Source organism: Bradyrhizobium sp. cf659 (assembly GCF_900113725.1).
Lineage (GTDB): Bacteria > Pseudomonadota > Alphaproteobacteria > Rhizobiales > Xanthobacteraceae > Bradyrhizobium.
Genome location: NZ_FOQJ01000007.1, coordinates 208,528 through 227,183 on the forward strand (window position 1 = coordinate 208,528; position 18,656 = coordinate 227,183).

General features: G+C 66.5%; 13 protein-coding genes. 6 read left to right on the forward strand and 7 right to left on the reverse strand.

Going from position 1 to position 18,656, the window contains the following annotated elements; all coding sequences use genetic code 11:
• The first annotated feature begins 125 nt into the window (after positions 1 to 125).
• Positions 126 to 2,456: a PAS domain-containing sensor histidine kinase gene (locus BM118_RS26760; RefSeq protein WP_092188924.1), complete on the forward strand. Its 2,331-nt coding sequence runs from the start codon at positions 126 to 128 to the stop codon at positions 2,454 to 2,456.
• A 2-nt stretch (positions 2,457 to 2,458) separates the two neighbouring features.
• Here BM118_RS26760 and BM118_RS26765 read toward each other — a convergent pair whose 3' ends face one another.
• Positions 2,459 to 3,352 (reverse strand): LysR family transcriptional regulator, encoded by an 894-nt coding sequence (locus BM118_RS26765; RefSeq protein ID WP_092188926.1) that lies wholly within the window; start codon positions 3,350 to 3,352, stop codon positions 2,459 to 2,461.
• Positions 3,353 to 3,576: 224 nt separating this feature from the next.
• On the opposite strand from BM118_RS26765, the gene BM118_RS26770 reads away from it, so the two are divergent.
• The 5 genes from BM118_RS26770 to BM118_RS26790 are packed head-to-tail and all read left to right on the forward strand — an operon-like array spanning position 3,577 to position 9,557.
• Entirely contained in the window at positions 3,577 to 4,065 is a 489-nt protein-coding gene (locus BM118_RS26770; protein ID WP_027547229.1) for a formate dehydrogenase subunit gamma, read from the forward strand.
• Positions 4,062 to 5,618, forward strand: coding sequence for a formate dehydrogenase beta subunit (locus BM118_RS26775; protein ID WP_092188928.1), 1,557 nt, complete (start codon positions 4,062 to 4,064; stop codon positions 5,616 to 5,618). The genes BM118_RS26770 and BM118_RS26775 overlap by 4 nt, the downstream gene beginning before the upstream one ends.
• Before the next feature lie 10 nt (positions 5,619 to 5,628).
• Positions 5,629 to 8,502: a formate dehydrogenase subunit alpha gene (gene fdhF / locus BM118_RS26780; RefSeq protein ID WP_092188930.1), complete on the forward strand. Its 2,874-nt coding sequence runs from the start codon at positions 5,629 to 5,631 to the stop codon at positions 8,500 to 8,502.
• Between the two features lie 4 nt (positions 8,503 to 8,506).
• The gene (gene fdhD, locus BM118_RS26785) at positions 8,507 to 9,334 is read left to right on the forward strand and encodes a formate dehydrogenase accessory sulfurtransferase FdhD (RefSeq protein WP_092189163.1); all 828 of its coding nucleotides are present in this window, start codon (positions 8,507 to 8,509) and stop codon (positions 9,332 to 9,334) included.
• Positions 9,324 to 9,557 carry a formate dehydrogenase subunit delta gene (locus tag BM118_RS26790; RefSeq protein WP_177234716.1) on the forward strand — a complete coding sequence of 78 codons (234 nt, stop codon included), beginning with the start codon at positions 9,324 to 9,326 and terminating at the stop codon, positions 9,555 to 9,557. The genes fdhD and BM118_RS26790 overlap by 11 nt, the downstream gene beginning before the upstream one ends.
• On the opposite strand, the gene BM118_RS26795 is transcribed toward BM118_RS26790, so the two are convergent.
• From BM118_RS26795 to BM118_RS26820, 6 genes are all read right to left on the reverse strand, one after another.
• Positions 9,514 to 12,501, reverse strand: a complete 2,988-nt coding sequence (locus tag BM118_RS26795; protein WP_092188932.1) for a bifunctional [glutamine synthetase] adenylyltransferase/[glutamine synthetase]-adenylyl-L-tyrosine phosphorylase — start codon at positions 12,499 to 12,501, stop codon at positions 9,514 to 9,516. The genes BM118_RS26790 and BM118_RS26795 overlap by 44 nt on opposite strands.
• Positions 12,498 to 13,958, reverse strand: coding sequence for a sensor histidine kinase (locus BM118_RS26800; protein WP_092188934.1), 1,461 nt, complete (start codon positions 13,956 to 13,958; stop codon positions 12,498 to 12,500). The genes BM118_RS26795 and BM118_RS26800 overlap by 4 nt, the downstream gene beginning before the upstream one ends.
• A complete protein-coding gene (locus BM118_RS26805; protein WP_035965648.1) occupies positions 13,942 to 14,622 on the reverse strand; it encodes a response regulator transcription factor in 681 nt (226 codons plus the stop codon). The genes BM118_RS26800 and BM118_RS26805 overlap by 17 nt, the downstream gene beginning before the upstream one ends.
• Positions 14,623 to 14,895: 273 nt before the next feature.
• Positions 14,896 to 16,476, reverse strand: a complete 1,581-nt coding sequence (locus BM118_RS26810; protein WP_092188936.1) for a Do family serine endopeptidase — start codon at positions 16,474 to 16,476, stop codon at positions 14,896 to 14,898.
• Positions 16,477 to 16,699: 223 nt separating this feature from the next.
• Positions 16,700 to 18,043, reverse strand: a complete 1,344-nt coding sequence (locus tag BM118_RS26815; RefSeq protein ID WP_092188938.1) for a methyl-accepting chemotaxis protein — start codon at positions 18,041 to 18,043, stop codon at positions 16,700 to 16,702.
• Positions 18,044 to 18,170: 127 nt separating this feature from the next.
• On the reverse strand, positions 18,171 to 18,653 hold the full coding sequence (locus tag BM118_RS26820; protein WP_092188940.1) for a cytochrome c-type biogenesis protein: 483 nt from the start codon (positions 18,651 to 18,653) through the stop codon (positions 18,171 to 18,173).
• Positions 18,654 to 18,656 lie beyond the last annotated feature (3 nt).

Below are 18,656 nucleotides of genomic sequence, written 5' to 3' on the forward strand. Positions count from 1 at the left end.
CGCGTTAACGATTCGTTGACTCTCGACAGCCCGGCAAAACTGGATTCAAATCGGTGTGATTCGGAAGCGATGTGGGGCTGCTTCCGAACTCATGTTGCAAGCAAGTTTTCCAGGGGGCCGAAGGCATGTCGCGTGCAGACGCCGCGAACGCGTGCGTCCAATCCGATTCGATCAAAGGATTGGCGCAATCGATCGCGAAACCTGCCTATCACCGGCTGCTCATCGCGGAGCCGGCGCTGCGTCGCGCCGTGCCGACGCTCATCATCGCGTTCCTGATCACGATCTGCCTCGGCGCGTTCGTGCAGGTCGTCGACCAGACGCGCCAGAAGCGGCTGGTGATCCGCCATGACATCTCGGCACTCGCCGATCTGCTCGCCGAGCGCATCGACCGCCTCACCTCCTCGCGGCAGGAACGGTTGAAGAACATCGAGAGCCTGCCGGCGCTGCTGCCCGACCTGATCCCGTCCTGGGGCACGGCCACGGGCCGCCACGTCATCGTCACCTCGGCCGGCATCGACCGCCGCATCCTCGCCCGCATTCCGATCGACAGCGATCCCTCGGGCAACGACCGCCTGCTCGATTCCATCACCACGGCGCAGTTGCTCGCGGCGCCGCCGCGCGACGGCAACATCTCCGACATGACGCTGCCGAACGGCAACGCCGCGATGGCGACCTCGCGGCAGATCAAGTCGCTGCCCGGCTTCGTCACCGTGATCCAGGAGCGCAACGAGCCGATCTGGGGCTCGGACGCCGCGCTCTCGGTCACGTTGTCGGCCACCACCGGCTTCGTCGTCCTGATCCTCGGCTTCGCCTTCCACTGGCAGTCGACCCGCGCCCGCGAGGGCGATCTCATCAACGACGCGGTGCGCAGCCGCATCGACACCGCGCTCAACCGCGGCCGCTGCGGCCTTTGGGACTGGGACCTGTCGCGCGGCCGGATCTTCTGGTCGCAGTCGATGTTCTCGATGCTGGGCCTCGACGGCCGCAACGAGCTCCTCACCTTCGGCGAGGTCAACGCGCTGGTGAAGTCGGACGACATCGACCTGTTCGAGATCGCCGACCAGCTCATCTCCGAGAAGATCGACCACATCGACCAGACCTTCCGCATGCAGCATGTCGACGGCCACTGGATCTGGCTCCGCGTCCGCTGCGAAAAGACGAGCGGCGCGACCGACTCCAGCGTTCACCTGATCGGAATCGCCGTCGACATCACCGAGCAGAAGAGCCTCGCCGAGCGGACGGTGGAAGCCGATTTGCGCCTGCGCGACGCCATCGAGACCATCCCGGAGGCCTTCGTGCTGTGGGACGCGAGCGACCGCCTCGTGCTCTGCAACTCGCACTTCCAGCGCCTGCACAAGCTGCCCGACAGCGCCGTCATTCCCGGCACCTCCTACGAAACGGTGCTCGAGGTCGGCCGCATGCCGGAGGTGCGCACCCGCCACAACGAGACGGCGAGCCAGGGCCCGGGCGCGCGCACCTTCGAGGCGCAGCTCGACGACGGCAGCTGGCTGCACATCAGCGAGCGCCGCACCAAGGACGGCGGCTACGTCTCGGTCGGCACCGACATCACCCGCATCAAGGAGCACGAGCAGAAGCTCGTCGATAACGATCTGCGCCTGCGCGCCACCGTCATCGACCTGAAGCGCTCGCAGGCCGCGCTCGAACGCCAGACCAACGAGCTTGCGGATCTCGCGGAAAAGTACCAGCGCGAGAAGACCCGCGCCGAGGAAGCCAACCAGACCAAGTCGAAATTCCTCGCCAATATGAGCCACGAGCTGCGCACGCCGCTCAACGCCATCATCGGCTTCTCCGAGATCATGGGCTCGGGCCTGTTCGGCGAGCTCGGCAGCGAGAAGTACCAGGAATACTGCCAGGACATCCTGACCAGCGGCCACTACCTCCTCGAAGTCATCAACGACATCCTCGACATGTCCAAGATCGAGGCCGGCCGCATGAAGCTCGACATGGAAGAGCTCGACCTCGCGCGGACGCTCGCGGAATCCCTGCGCGTCGTCTCCGGCCGCGCGCAGGACAAGCACCTGACGCTCGATGCCGATATCGCGAAATCGATCTCCGTCGTCGCCGACCGCCGCGCCACCAAGCAGATCATCGTCAACCTGCTCTCGAACGCGGTGAAGTTCACGCCCGACGGCGGCCGCATCGTGGTGCGCAGCCGGCAGCTCGACGACCGGATCGTGCTGATGATCGCCGACACCGGCATCGGGATCGCGCCGCACTCCCTGGCGCGGCTCGGGCGCCCGTTCGAGCAGGTAGAGAGCCAGCTCACGAAGACCTATCACGGCTCGGGGCTGGGCCTCGCCATCGCACGCTCGCTGGCGCAGCTCCACGGCGGCTCGATGCGGCTGCGCTCGAGGATCGATGTCGGCACCGTCGTCCGCGTGACGCTGCCGCGCGACGCAATCAAGGCGGCGTCGGGGATATCGGCCGCGGCTTGAAGCTACGATTGCAGCGTCGGCGCGACTTCACGCGCGACGTTGACCAGCGCCGCGATCAGCGGCGTCATCGGATCGCGCTGCGGGATCACCATGCCGATGCTGTAATTGACCTCGGGGTCGACGATCGGGATCGAACGCACGGTATCGGACAGGCCAAGCGTCTCGGCGAGCTTGGCCGGCATCACGCTCGCCCAGCGTCCCGTCTTCACATGCGTGAACAGCACGAGCAGCGAGTTCGAGGTCAGCGTCGGCGTCGCCTCCGCGCCGACCGAGCGCAGCGCGCGGTCGATGATGCGGCGGTTCTGCATGTCGGGCGTGAGCAGGCACAACGGCACCTGCCCGACCTCGGTCCAGGTCACCGTCTCGCGATCACCGAACATCGCATCCGGCGCGGTGAGGAGACGATAGCTCTCGTTGTAGAGCGGAATGGTGCGCACCTTCCCGATCGGCTCGTTCTCGATATAGGTCAGTCCCGCGTCCACCTCGAGATTTTCGAGCAGCCCCAGCACCTCCGATGAGGTTGTGGACTGGATGCGGAAGCGCACCTCGGGATGCCTGGCGCGGAACGGCGTCGTCAGCGCGGCAACCATGCCGAGCACGGTCGGGATCGCCGCGATGCGGATCTCGCCCGAGAGCTTCTCCTTCAGCGAGTTGATCTCCTGGCGCATCGCGCGGGCATCGCCGACGATGCGCCGCGCCCAGTCCAGCGCCCGCTCGCCTTCGGGGGTAAAACCCTGGAAACGGGATCCGCGCTGGACCAGCATCACGCCGAGAATCTCCTCGAGCTGCTTGAGCCCGGTCGACATCGTCGGCTGGGTGACCCCGCAGGCTTCCGCCGCGCGTCCGAAATGCCGTTCCTTCGCCAGCGCCAGCAGCAGTTCAAGCTTGTCGATCAAGCGGACGTCCCCTCGAATTCTGTCGTGGCATGCAAGCTAGCACGGCAGGTCGTGGCCAACACGGAAAAACCGGCAGGCGAGATGCGATTAATTGCATTTCCGTATCGATCGATCGCATCCGCCAATCGATCCGAATTCGCAATCGCAGCATGAGACAGCTTTATTGATCTTCGAATGATTCCAAATAGTTTGCGATGCAGGAACGCTCAATTTGAGAACGAAGAATGACAGCGGTTTACGAGCCTTGTTACGAGCCTTGGAACGAGACGCGCGGCGCCGAGATCATCGCCGAACATGCAAGGCAGGAGGGCGCGACGCTGGTCATCCTGCACGCCCTTCAAGAGGCGTTCGGCTATGTGCCGGAGGCGGCCATTCCCATGGTGGCGCAGGCGCTCAATCTGTCGCGCGCCGAAGTGCATGGCGTGTTCACGTTCTACCATGATTTCAGGCACAAGCCGGCCGGCCGCCATGTGCTGAAGCTTTGCCGCGCCGAGGCCTGCCAGGCTGCGGGCGGCGATGCGCTGGCGGCGCGTGCCGAGGCCAGGCTCGGCGTGTCGCTCGGCAACACGACGGCCGATGATCGCGTCACGCTGGAGCCGATCTACTGCCTCGGCTTGTGCGCGACCGCACCGTCCGCGATGCTCGACGGCCGCCTCGTCGGCCGGCTCGACGAGAAGCGCCTTGATGCGCTGGTTGCGGAGGCGCAGCGATGAGCATGCGTCTCTTCGTCTCACGCGACGCGGGTGCGGTGGCCGTCGGCGCCGATGAAGTTGCATTGGCGCTAGAACAGGCCGCGGCCAAGCGCGGCGTCACCGTCGAGATTATCAGGACCGGCTCGCGCGGCATGTACTGGCTGGAGCCGCTGGTCGAGGTCGCGACGCCGCAGGGCCGGATCGCGTTCGGCCCGGTCACCGAGACCGATGTGCCCTCCCTGCTCGACGCGCTCGCCAGCAACACGCCGCATCTGCTGCGGTTAGGGGCGACCGACGAGATTCCCTGGCTGAAGCGCCAGACCCGCCTCACCTTCGCCCGCTGCGGCGTGATCGACCCGCGCTCGCTCGACGACTACCGCGCCCATGGCGGCTACAAGGGCCTGGAGCGCGCGCTGTCGCTCGGCTCGGACGCAATCCTCACCGAGGTCACCGCATCGGGCCTGCGCGGCCGTGGCGGCGCGGGCTTTCCGACCGGCATCAAATGGAAGACGGTTGCCCAGGCCAAGGCCGACCGCAAGTTCATCGTCTGCAACGCCGACGAAGGCGACAGCGGTACCTTCGCCGACCGCATGATCATGGAAGGCGATCCCTTCCTGGTGATCGAGGGCATGACCACCGCCGGCATCACCGTCGGCGCGTCCAAGGGCTACATCTACATCCGCAGCGAATATCCGCACGCGGTCGAGGCGATGAATGCGGCCATCAAGGCTGCGAAGCGCGGCGGCTATCTCGGCGACAAGATCGGCGGCTCGACCTGCAGCTTCGACCTCGAAGTCCGCGTCGGCGCCGGCGCCTATGTCTGCGGCGAGGAAACGTCGCTGCTGGAGAGCCTCGAAGGCCGCCGCGGCATCGTGCGCGCCAAGCCGCCGCTGCCGGCCCATCACGGCCTGTTCGGCAAGCCGACCGTGATCAACAACGTGCTGTCGTTCGCGGCGATCCCCTTCATCCTCGCCGAAGGCGCCAAGGCCTATGCCGATTTCGGCATGGGCCGCTCGCGCGGCACGATGCCGATCCAGCTCGCCGGCAACGTCCGCCATGGCGGGCTGTATGAGACCGCGTTCGGCGTGACGCTGGGCGAGCTTGTCGACGACATCGGCGGCGGCACGCTCACGGGCCGTCCGGTCCGCGCGGTGCAGGTCGGCGGGCCCCTTGGCGCCTACTTCCCCCGCGCGCTGTTCGACACGCCGTTCGACTACGAGGCCTTCGCCGCGCGTGACGGGCTGATCGGCCATGGCGGCATCGTCGTGTTCGACGACAGCGTCGACATGCGCAGGCAGGCGCGCTTTGCGATGGAATTCTGCGCCGTCGAATCCTGCGGCAAGTGCACGCCCTGCCGCATCGGCTCGACCCGCGGCGTCGAGACCATCGAGAAGATCATCAACGGCGAGCGCGTCAGCGAAAACCTCGCGTTCGTCGAAGACCTCTGCAACACCATGAAATTCGGCTCGCTCTGCGCGCTCGGCGGCTTCACGCCCTACCCTGTGCTCAGCGCATTGAAGCACTTCCGGGAGGATTTCGTCCCGGCGCCGACCACGCTTCAGGCCGCGGAATAGGAGAACGACAATGTCTCTGATCGAAGAAATCGACTTCGGCACGCCGCGCGCCAAATCGGAAACGATGGTGACGCTGAGCATCGACGGCAAAGAGATCTCGGTGCCCGAGGGCACCTCGATCATGCGCGCGGCGATGGAAGCCGGTCACCAGATCCCAAAACTCTGCGCGACCGACATGGTCGATGCATTCGGCTCCTGCCGCCTCTGCCTCGTCGAGATCGAGGGCCGCGCCGGCACGCCGGCCTCCTGCACCACGCCGGTCATGCCGGGCCTCGTCGTCCACACCCAGACCGACCGGCTGAAGAAGCTGCGCAAGGGCGTGATGGAGCTCTACATCTCCGACCATCCGCTCGATTGCCTCACCTGCGGCGCCAACGGCGATTGCGAGTTGCAGGACATGGCCGGCGCCGTCGGCTTGCGCGACGTGCGCTACGGCTATGAGGGCGAGAACCACGTCTTCGCCAAGACGGATGGCTGCACCAACGACAACTGGATGCCGAAGGACGAGTCCAACCCTTACTTCACCTACGATCCCTCCAAGTGCATCGTCTGCTCGCGCTGCGTCCGCGCCTGCGAGGAGGTGCAAGGCACCTTCGCGCTGACCATCTCCGGCCGCGGCTTCGACAGCCGCGTCTCGCCCGGCATGAGCGAAAGCTTCCTCGGCTCCGAATGCGTCTCCTGCGGCGCCTGCGTGCAGGCCTGCCCGACCGCGACACTGACGGAGAAGTCGGTGATCGAAATCGGCCAGCCCGAGCATTCGGTCGTGACCACCTGCGCCTATTGCGGCGTCGGCTGCGCCTTCAAGGCCGAGATGCGCGGCGAGGAAGTCGTTCGCATGGTGCCGTATAAGGACGGCAAGGCCAATCGCGGCCATTCCTGCGTCAAGGGCCGTTTCGCCTGGGGCTACACCAACCACAAGGAACGCATCCTCAAGCCGATGATCCGCGAACGGATCGAGGATCCCTGGCGCGAGGTGTCCTGGGATGAAGCGTTCTCGTTCGCTGCGGCGAAGATGCGCGGCATCCAGAAGAAGTACGGCCGCGACGCCATCGGCGGCATCACCTCGTCCCGCTGCACCAATGAAGAGACCTATCTGGTGCAGAAGCTGATCCGGGCCGGCTTCGGCAACAACAATGTCGACACCTGCGCCCGCGTCTGCCATTCGCCGACCGGCTATGGCCTGTCGCAGACCTTCGGCACCTCGGCCGGCACCCAGGACTTCGACTCCGTGGAGAACACCGACGTCGCCGTCATCATCGGCGCCAATCCGGCCTCCGCACACCCCGTCTTCGCCTCGCGCCTGAAGAAGCGGCTGCGCCAGGGCGCAAAGCTGATCGTGATCGATCCGCGCCGCACCGAGATGGTGGAATCGCCGCATGTGAAGGCGCTGCATCTGCCGCTGATGCCCGGCACCAACGTCGCGGTCGTGACTGCGCTGGCGCATGTCATCGTCACCGAGGGCCTCGTCAACGAAGCCTTCGTGCGCGAGCGCTGCGACTGGACCGAGTTCGAGGAATGGGCCGCCTTCGTCGCCCAGCCGAACAACAGCCCGGAAGCGACCGCGATCCTCACCGGCGTCGATCCGAAGGCCCTGCGCGAAGCGGCCCGCATCTACGCCACCGGCGGCAACGGCGCGATCTATTACGGTCTCGGCGTCACCGAACACAGCCAGGGTTCGACCACGGTGATCGCGATCGCCAACCTCGCGATGGCGACCGGCAATATCGGCCGTCCCGGCGTCGGCGTGAACCCGTTGCGCGGCCAGAACAACGTGCAGGGCTCCTGCGACATGGGCTCGTTCCCGCATGAGCTGCCCGGCTACCGCCACATCTCGGGCGATGCCGTGCGCGACCAGTTCGAGGCGCTCTGGAACGTCAAGCTCAACCCCGAGCCGGGCCTGCGCATCCCCAACATGTTCGATGCCGCGATCGAGGGCACGTTCATGGGCATCTATGTGCAGGGCGAGGACATCCTCCAGTCCGATCCCAACACCAAGCACGTCGTGGCGGCGCTGTCGGCGATGGAATGCGTGATCGTCCACGACCTCTTCCTGAACGAGACTGCGAACTACGCCCACGTCTTCCTGCCCGGCTCGAGCTTCCTCGAGAAGGACGGCACCTTCACCAACGCCGAACGCCGCATCCAGCGCGTGCGCAAGGTGATGACGCCGAAGAACGGCATGGCCGACTGGGAGGTCACCATCGGCCTTGCCAAGGCGATGGGCTTCGAGATGAACTACAGCCACCCCTCCGAGATCATGGACGAGATCGCGGCGCTGACGCCGACCTTCACCGGCGTCTCCTATGCCAAGCTCGACGAGCTCGGCTCGGTGCAGTGGCCGTGCAACGAGAAGGCGCCCGAGGGCACGCCGGTGATGCATATCGACGGCTTCGTTCGCGGCAAGGGCAAGTTCATCGTCACCGAATATGTCGCGACCGACGAGCGTACCGGCCCGCGCTTCCCGCTGCTGCTCACGACGGGGCGCATCCTCAGCCAGTACAATGTCGGCGCGCAGACCCGGCGCACCGAGAACGTGGTCTGGCATGCCGAGGACCGGCTGGAGATCCACCCGCACGACGCCGAGCAACGCGGCGTGCGCGACGGCGACTGGGTGCGGCTGAAGAGCCGCGCCGGCGAGACCACGCTGCGTGCGGAGATCACCGATCGCGTCGCGCCGGGCGTCGTCTACACCACCTTCCACCATCCGGACACGCAGGCCAACGTGATCACCACCGACTATTCGGACTGGGCCACCAACTGTCCCGAATACAAGGTCACGGCGGTACAGATTTCGCCGTCGAACGGCCCGTCCGACTGGCAGAAGTCCTATGACGCGCAGGCGCGGCACTCCCGCCGCATCGCGCCCGCCGAAGCCGCGGAGTAACCGCATGCACGTGCCGGTTCAGGCCATCGACCGCGAGATCTGGCGCGACGGCGCGGCGTCCGAAGGGGCGCGGCTGATCCCGGAGGAGACGCCGCTGGCGCTGACCTATAATGGCGGCACCTATGCCGTCATGATGGGGACGCCGCAGAACCTCGAAGACTTCGCCGTCGGCTTCAGCCTCAGCGAAGGCATCGTCAGATCGGTCGACGACATCCGCTCGCTCGATATCGTCCGCCTCGACGACGGCATCGAGCTGCGCATGTGGCTTGCGCCGGACGAAGCCGCGCGCATCAGCGAACGGCGGCGTCATATCGCCGGCCCGACCGGCTGCGGCATCTGCGGCATCGAGTCCATTGCCGAAGCCGTGCGGCCTGCGGCCGTCGTGCCGCAGGGGCAGACCTTCACGCCCGGGCAGATCATGACGGCGATGCAGGCCATCGCACCGCTCCAATCGATCAACATGCAAACCCGCGCCGTTCACGCCGCTGCGTTCTGGTCCCCTGCCGGCAACATCGCCGCGCTGCGCGAGGATGTCGGCCGCCACAACGCGCTGGACAAGCTCGCAGGTGCGCTGGCGCGCAGCCGGACGGATGCGCGCGGCGGCATGGTGCTGCTGACGAGCCGCGTCTCGGTCGAGATGGTGCAGAAGACCGCCGCGATCGGCGCGCCGCTGATGGTCGCGGTCTCCGCGCCGACCGCGCTCGCGGTCCGCACGGCCGAAGCCGCCGGCATCACGCTGATCGCCATTGCCCGGCAAGACGGATTCGAAGTGTTTACGCATGGCGGCCGCATCGTCGCCTGCCATGCCACGGAGGTTGCCGATGTCGCCTGACCGCCTGATCTACATGGCCAACCAGATCGGCAGGTTCTTCCAGAGCCAGGGCCACGACAAGGCCGTGCCGGGAATCGCCGAGCATATCAAGAAATTCTGGGATCCCCGGATGAAGCGCGCGATCTTCGCCCATCTCGACACGGGCGGCGCTGGCCTGGAGCCGAACGTGCGCGAGGCCATCACCTCGCTGAAGCAGGCGACGTCGCTTCCAACAGCGCCCTGAACACGCGCCGCACCTCGCTCTGCGTCTCCTTTACCCGCGCCTCCAGCGACGAGAAGTCCGGCGCATCGCCGGCGCGCGCCATCACGCGCTGGAGATCGGTGCCGGCGGTTTCCGGCTTGAAGCCGTCGCTGACGCACAGCCGCAGGATCTGCGTCAGGTCGTAATAGAGCCGCGCTGCGGCGCCCAGGATCTCGGCCTCCGACTGCGGCAGCACACCGAGCCTGGCCGCATTGTCCAGCACCTGAAGCGTACTGACGTCGAGGATATCCGGCTTGTGATGGGCATGCACGAGCTGGAGATATTGCGCGATGAAGTCGATGTCGATCATGCCGCCGGCGGCGTATTTGAGATCCCAATAATCGGTCTCGCCCTTCTCCTGACCGATCGCGCGCCGCATGTCGGCGACGTCGTTGGCGATGATCGCGGGATCGCGGCGGCGGGTCAGGACATCGCGGATGACGCGCGCGATCCGGTCGCCGAATTCAGATGAAGCCGACACCACGCGCGCGCGCGTCAGCGCCATGTGCTCCCAGGTCCAGGCCTCGTTGGCCTGGTAATCCGCGAAGGAGGCGAGGCTCGAGGCCACGGGGCCGGCGCCCCCCGACGGGCGCAGCCGCATGTCGATCTCATAGAGCACGCCGCAATTGGTGCGCGTCGTGAAGGCGCTGATCAGGCGCTGGGTGAAGCGGGCGAAATAATGCGCGCCTTGAAGCGACTTCGGCCCATCCGAGTCCGGATTCTCGCTGTCGAAATCGTAGAGCAGGATCAGGTCGAGATCGGACGAGGCGGTCATCTCGCGGCTGCCGAGCCGGCCCATCGCGATGATCGCCGTCTCCTGCCCCTTGATCCGGCCGTGCTGGGCGGCAAAACGATCGGCGACGAGACCGTGCACGGTGTGGACGACGCCTTCGGCGACGTCGGCAAAGGCCGTGCTCGCCTGCTGCGCCGAGACCGTGCCGGAGAGGATGCGCGTGCCGATCAGGAACAGGCTCTCCTGCCCGAACAGGCGCAGGCGATCCAGGAATTCCTCATATGAGGCGGCATCGTGCACGGTGGCGGCGAGCCGCCCCGACAATTCCCGCCTGTCCGGCATCGCGCCGAAGAAGCGCGGATCGATCAGCCCGTCCATGAGCTGCGGCTGCCGCGCCAGCATCTCGCCGAGCCGCGGCGCCGCGCCCAGCACCAGCGCCACGAGCGCGACGAGATCGCGGTTCTGGCCAAGCAGCGTGATCAGCCGGCCGCCACGCTGGAGCGCCCCAAGGAAATGATCGAACGCCACGACGGCGCGGTCCGGCTCCTCGGCGTGGGCGAGGCCGTCGATCAGGGCCGGCACGAATTCGATGAAGGCGCTTCGTGTCGCCTCATTGCGGAATACGCGATAGTCGCCCGTGATCCAGTCGCGCACGGTCTGCGCCACGGCGGCAGGCTTCTTGAAGCCGAGCGTCGTCAGGTGCTGGAGCAGGCGCGGATCGTCGGGACCTGCACTGTAGTCGAGCGCCGGCAGCTTTGCCGTGCCGGTCGGATCGTCGCCCTCGAACAGCTTCTCGTAGTGCCCCTGCACGATCTCGAGCTGGCGCAGCAGGTCGCGCGCAAACGCCTCGCGATCTGGATAGCCGAAGAACCGGGCAAAGCGCCCGACCGCTTCCTTGTCGTCGGGCAGCGCATGGGTCTGCTCGTCGGCGACCATCTGGAGGCGATGCTCGACCCGGCGCAGGAATTCGTATGCCCTGGTGAGCTCGTCACGCGCCGCGAGGGTGATCCAGTTGCTGGCGGCAAGCACATCGAGCGCGGCGAGCGTCGGCCGCACCCGCAATTCCGGATGGCGGCCGCCGGCGATCAGCTGCTGGGTCTGCGCGAAAAACTCGATCTCGCGGATGCCGCCGCGGCCGACCTTGACGTTATGGCCTTCGACCGCGACCTCACTCTGGCCGCGATAGGTCTGCATCTGCCGCTTCATGTCGTGGACGTCGGCAAGCGCGGCGAAATCGAGATGCTTGCGCCAGACGAAGGGGGCGATCTCGGCGAGCAGCGCCTCGCCTGCCCTGGCATCGCCGGCACAGGCGCGCGCCTTGATCATCGCAGCGCGCTCCCAGGTGCGTCCTTCCCGCTCGTAGTAATGCAGCGCGGCGTCCCGTGAGATCGCCACCTGCGTCGAGGATGGATCGGGGCGCAGCCGCAGATCGACGCGGAAGACGTAGCCGTCATAGGTGCGCTGCTGGAGAATGCGCGCCATGCCTTGCGTCACGCGGACGAAGAACGGCTGCGGCTCGATATCCGGCGCCAGCGTCGTGACGTCAGGATCGAAGAACACGATGAGGTCGATGTCGCTGGAATAGTTCAGCTCGCCCGCACCCATCTTGCCCATCGCCAGCACGATCAGGCCGCAGCCCTCTTCAGGTGCCTCGGGATTGGGCGGGAAAAGTTTTCCGCGTGCGGCTTCCTGCCGCAGCAGGTACTGAAGCGCCGCCTGCACGGAGGAGACCGCGACATCGGTCAGCGCCGCCGTCACCCGCATCACCGGCCAGACCCCGCCGATGTCGCACAGCGCGGTCAGAAGCGCCGCCTCCGCCTTCATGCGGCGAAGCAGCCGCATCACCTCGGCCTCGTCAGGTGCCGCGAGCACCGCGCCTCTCGCCTCCGCGATCAGTGCGGCGAGATGAGTATCAGGATCGCATTCGAGCAGCCGGATCAGGCGCAGCGGATCGGCGCGCACCAGATCGAACAGATAGGGCGAGAATTCCGCGATGCCGGCGAGGATATTCCGGGCGAAGGGATGAACCAGCAACGCTTCGAGACGAGCCGATTGTGCCGGCTCGAGCTCGGCCAGCCAGGCTTCGAAACGTCGTTCGTCGGTTGTGGAAGCGGCAATATGGGGAGCCTCCACGAAGCGCGCGGCCAGGCTCTCACCATGCTTGTCCGCGTTTCCCGGCGCGGAGTGGTTCATGCCACCTTCTGTGGCACATCCGGTATTGGAGGAGCAACCCTGTCGCCCGCGCCCACACGCGCCGGCAGCACCAGCGTGGCGACGAGGCCGGGATGGGCATCGCCCAGCCGCAATTCTCCGCCATGCAATGTGGCAACCGCGGAGGCGAGGCTGAGGCCGAGGCCGGAGCCCGGCAGCGTGCGGCTGGCCTCCAGCCGCACGAATCGTTCGACGACGTGCTTGCGATCGGCTTCGGGAATACCGGGGCCGCGATCGGTGACGCTGAGCAGCACCTGGTCGCCCTCGCGCCTGGCCTCGATGAGGATCAGCCCGGCGTCCATGCTGACCACGGTTCCACCGGTCTGCGCGACCGGCTTGCCGTATTTGATCGCGTTCTCGACCAGATTAGCGAGCGCCTGGCTGATCAATTCGCGGTTGGCGTGAACCGGCGTCGGCTCGCATTTGACCTTCAAGGTCATGCCGTCGTCTTCAGCCAGCGGCTCGTAGAGCTCGTGGATGCCGCCCGCGACTTCGGCCGCGTCGAAATCGTCCATGTTGCCGCGCGCCTGGCCGGACTCGGCGCGCGCGATCATCAGCAGCGCGTTGAAGGTGCGGATCAGCCCGTCGGATTCCTCGATGGTCCGCTCCAGCGCGGCGCGATAGTCGGCTTCGCATCCGGATTTCGCCAACGCCTCCTCGGCGCGGTTGCGCAAGCGCGTCAGCGGCGTCTTGAGATCGTGGGCGATGTTGTCGGAGACCTCCTTCAGTCCCGCCATCAGCGCCTCGATGCGCTCCAGCATGGCGTTGAGGTTTTCGGCGAGGCGGTCGAGCTCGTCGCCGCTGCGCCCCACCGGCAGGCGCTCGCTGAGATCGCCGGTCATGATGCGATGCGCCGTGCCGCTCATCGCATCGATCCGCCTCAGCACCCTGCGCGCGACGAAGACGCCGCCGCCGAGCCCGAGCACGACCACGATCAGGATCGACCATTGCGCGGCCTTGGCGACGATGCCGAACAGGCGCCGCCGCTCGGCGAGGTCGCGGCCGATCAGAAGCCGGAAACCGTTCTCCAGTTCGGTGACGCGCACCAGCGCACGATGGTCGCGGTCATCCGCGTCCTCGATGCGCCGGTAGGCGGTTTCCGACCAGCCACGCGTCGCCATCACGCCGGGCGCGAGCGAGCCGACATTGCCGGCGATCGCCTGCCCCGTCGGCGTCGTCACGAGGTAGAGGTTGGCGCCGGGCCGCAGCGCGCGATATTCGATCGCCAGCACCAGGCCGCGCAGGCCACGGCGGCCGTAGATCTCGTTGATCTCCGAGGTCTCGGCGTTCACCGTCTGCGTGATTTCCTCGGTGATCAGCCGCCGCGTATTCCAGGCGAAATAGGCGAGCAGCGACGCTGCGAAAATCGCAAACAGAAACAGGTAGACCAGCGTCAGCCGGAACGCCGTGGTGCGGATCAGCTTACCGAATGCCGTCACGGATCATGTATCCAGCGCCGCGGATCGTGTGCAGCAGAGGCCGCTCGAAACCCTTGTCGATCTTGGAGCGCAGCCGCGAAATGTGCACATCGATCACGTTGGTCTGCGGATCGAAATGATAGTCCCAGACGTTCTCCAGCAGCATGGTGCGCGTCACCACCTGGCCGGCATGCTTCATGAGGTATTCGAGCAGGCGGAATTCGCGCGGCTGAAGCGTCAATTCGTCCTTGCCGCGAGCGACGCGATGGGAGAGCCGGTCGAGCTCGAGATCGCCGACACGATAGAGCGTGTCCTCGGCCGGGCCGCCGCGGCGGCGCGACAGAACCTCGACCCGCGCCAGGAGCTCGGCGAAGGAATAGGGCTTTGGCAGATAATCGTCGCCGCCGGCGCGCAGGCCCTTGATGCGGTCGTCGACCTGCCCGAGCGCGGAGAGAATCAGGACCGGCGCGGTGTTGCCCTTGTCGCGCAGCGCGCCGATCAGCGACAGGCCGTCGCGCTTGGGCAGCATGCGGTCGACCACCAGCACGTCGTAATCGCCGCTCTCGGCCATGGCGAGGCCTTCCTCGCCGTCGGCGGCGTGGTCGGCAATATGTCCGACTTCGCGAAACGCCTTCACGAGGTAGTCGGCGGATTCGCGGTCGTCTTCAATGATGAGGAGGCGCATCGTGCGTTCGGCGGCGGTCAAGGAGGTCAACCTTCTCTAAACATGGCGCGAGCGGCAATCGCATGCAAGCCGAGTGGGGGAGTCTCGGGTCGAGAAAAAGGCGGGCGGTGAAGCTGGGGGGACCTCACCGCCCTAGGCCTTCCGACGGAGGGGGGCGTATTCCACCGGAAGGTAGATTGGGGAAGCGAACGTTACGCTGCTCCCCCGAAGGGCGTCGGCGGCTGGGGCGACTGATGCCGGGCGACACCCTTCTTTGCGTAGGCCTCCTGAGGGTTACCCCTTGGCGAGGGGAATCGCGACGAAGCGCGACTGGCCGCCGCTCTTCACGCGCATCAGGACGCTGTTCTTGCTGTCGGTCCGCGCCGTGTTGATGGCGTCGCGGACATCGCCGGCGGTGCTCACGCTCTTGCCGCCGACTTCGAGAATCACGTCGCCTTCCTTGAAGCCGCGTTCGGCCGCGGCGCTCTTCGGATCGACTTCGGTGACCACGACGCCTTCCTTGCCGGCGCCGGCCACGGAATTGGCGGGCGCAACCGTCATGCCGAGCTTGGGCACGTCGGTGCCCTTGCTCGCACCCTTGCCGCTGTCATTGTCGATGTCGGCCTTGGCCTCGACCGTGTTCGGCAGCTGGCCGAGGGTGAGGTTCACGACCTTGTCCTGGCCCTTGTGCAGCACGTTGAGCTTCACGGTCGCGCCGGGCGCCATGGCGCCGATGGTGCGGGCGAGTTCGCGGGCATCCTTGACGGATTCGCCGTTGACCGAGGTGATCACGTCGCCGGACTCGATGCCGGCCTTCGCGGCCGGACCGTTCGCCTGCGGCTCCGCCACCAGCGCGCCTTCGGCCTTCTTCATGCCGAGGCTGTCGGCGATATCAGACGTCACCGGCTGGATCTGCACGCCGATCCAGCCGCGGCTGACCGAACCCTTGTCCTTGAGCTGGGCAACAACCGTCTTCACGGTGTTGGCCGGGATCGAGAACGCGATGCCGACGCTGCCGCCGGAGGGCGAGTAGATCGCGGTGTTGACGCCCATCACCTCGCCGTTGGTGTCGAAGGCGGGACCGCCGGAATTGCCCTTGTTCACGGGCGCGTCGATCTGGATGAAATCGTCATAGGGACCGTTGCCGATGTCGCGGCCGCTGGCCGAGACGATGCCGGCGGTCACGGTGCCGCCGAGACCGAAGGGATTGCCGACCGCGAGCACCCAGTCGCCGATCCGCGGCTTGGCGTCGGCGAGCTTCGCGAACGGGAAGTTCGAGCTGCCCTCGACCTTGATCAGGGCGAGGTCGGTGCGCTGATCGGTGCCGATCACCTTGGCGGTATAGGTCTTGCCGTCGTCGGTGGTGACCTCGACCTTGTCGGCGCCGTCGACCACGTGGTTGTTGGTCACGGCAAAGCCGTCGGCCGAGATGAAGAAGCCCGAGCCCTGGCCCTGCACGACACGGCCACGACCGCCGCCCTTCAGACCGGGGATGCCGTCCGGACCGCCGAAGCGACGGAAGAAGCGCTCCATCGGCGAGCCCGGCTGGAACGGCGAGGAGGAATCGTCGCCGTCATCGTTGCTCGCGGTCTTTTCCTTGATGTTGACCTTCACCGAGATCACCGACGGCTTCACGCGTTCGACGATGTCGGCGAAACCGACCGGGCGCTCGACCTTCCGGACCTCGTTGTTGACCTGCGCATGCGCCGGGGTGGAGAACAGGTCGGCCGGCGACACCGACGGGCTGAAGCCGTAGACGGCGGCGCCGAGGCCGGCGACGACCGAGGCCATCAGCGCGATCTTGCGCGCGGAGAAGACCGACCGGCGCGGCTGCCGGTAGGACGGAAGGTTCGAAAGGTCGGGACGTTCGGTCATGCAGATATCTCCAGGGCCTTGAAATCGATTTGGTGCCGGATGCCAGCACCTTGCGGACCTGAAGATGGGGACTCCCGCCTTACCGTGCGCTGGCGGCGGGGTTAAACTTTCGTAATGAAGGGGCGATGCTGATGCGGCAGTTCAGCGCAGACCGAAAGCTGTGGTCTTACAGGAACTTATTCAAGTTCCGGTGACCGGCCGCCGAACCAGGTTTTTGGCGGCCTTAGCTCGCCCTGACGCTGACGATGAACTCGTCGACTTCACGCTTCAGGGTCTCGGCCTGCTGCGACAGATCGACGGCGGAATCCCGGGCCTCGGCCGCCATGCGACCGGTCTCGGCGGAGGTGGAGGTGATCTGGACGATGTGATTGGACACGTCGAGCGTGCCGCGCGCGGCGTCCTGAACGCTGCGCGAGATGTCCTGGGTGGCGTTGCGCTGCTGGGCGGTGTCGACCTCGATGCCGGACATGATCGACGAGATCTCCGACAGCGTCTTCGAGATGCCGTCGATCGCCTCGCGCGTCTCCGCGGTGATGCCCTGGATGCTGGCGACATGGGAGGTGATCTCCTCGGTCGCCTTGCTGGTCTGGTGCGCGAGGCTCTTCACCTCGGAGGCGACGACGGCAAACCCCTTGCCGGCCTCCCCTGCCCGCGCCGCCTCGATGGTGGCGTTGAGCGCCAGGAGGTTGGTCTGCGATGCGATCGCCTGCACGAGCTGCACGACCTCGCCGATCTTATCGGCGGCATCCGACAGCGTGTGGATGGTGTCGCGGCTCTTCTCGGCTTGCGCCGCCGCGCCCTCGGCGCGCTGGGTCGCATCGGTGACGCGGCGGCTGATCGTGCCGATCGAATTCGTCATCTCCTCGGCGGAGCCCGCGACCGTCTGGACGCTGGCGCTGGCCTGGCTCGCTCCGCTCGCCACCGCATTGGCCTTGGTGCTGGTGTCGTTGGCCGTCCGCGACAGCGTCTCGGCGTTGCTCTTCAGATGCACGGCCGACGAGGCCACGCTGTCGACGACGCTGGCGACGAGGTCGTTGAAGCGCTTGATCCGGGCGTCCAGGAATGTCGACCGCTCGGCCTGGTGCTGCGCTTCACGCAATTGCTGCTCGGTGAGGCGGCGCCGTTCGAGCCCATTGGTCTTGAAGACCTCCAGCGCGCCGGCGAGCAGGCCGATCTCGTTGGTGCCGCCGAGCCCCGGCACGGGCGTTTCGAACTTCTGGTCGGCGACCTCGCGCATGGCATGCACGATCGCCGCCAAGGGACTGAGGATGCCGTTGCGCACGGCAAACCAGGTCGTGAGACAGATCGCGCAGGCGACGACCGCGATCACCCCGCAGGCGATCAGGAAATAGGAGAATGCGGCCTGTGCCTGCTGGTAGATCAGCATCGCGTGATCGCGCGCGGGCCCGCTCAGCGCAGCAAAGTCCGACGACAGGCTGGTGATCTCGTTGTTGAGATAGAGCACCGCGACGAATCCGGTGCCGCCGCCGATGCCCAGCAGGAACAATAGTGCAGCGACGACGGCGCCGACCAGGAAGCGGATCGTCAGATTGCTGTTCGCGAACATCGGGGAGCTCAGAGTCTGGAATCAAATCTCGGGACAAGCTTCCAGACAAAGGTCAACATTGCATGAAACACGCGGGCGGCGGCCGGCGCCCTACGTAGCTCTACGCAGGCGGGACGACTTGAAGCAGCTAGGAGGATTTGGCCTCGTCCGACATCAATGCCGCGAGTCTCGCCTCTTCATCGGGCGTGAGCGGCGGCGCCGGTACGTCTGCACCGCTCCGCGAGCGACGCCGGATTTGCAGCCACAGCGCCAGGCCGCCGCCCATCAGCAGCAACGGCCCGAGCAGCCACAGCAGCATGGTCTGCCGCTCGAAGCGCGGCTTGAGCAGCACGAACTCGCCATAGCGCGCGACCAGGAAGTCGAGCACCTGCGAGTTGCTGTCGCCGGCCGCGATGCGCTCGCGCACCAGGAGCCGCAGGTCGCGCGCCAGCGGCGCATCGGAATCGTCGATCGACTGGTTCTGGCAGACCATGCAGCGCAGCTCGCGCGACAAGTCGCGCGCGCGCGTCTCCTTTGCCGGATCCGACATGATCTCGTCGGGCTGCACGGCATGCACCGCGGGCGAAGCCAGCAGCGCAAGCGCGACGAACGCGGCCATCATCCGGCGCATCGG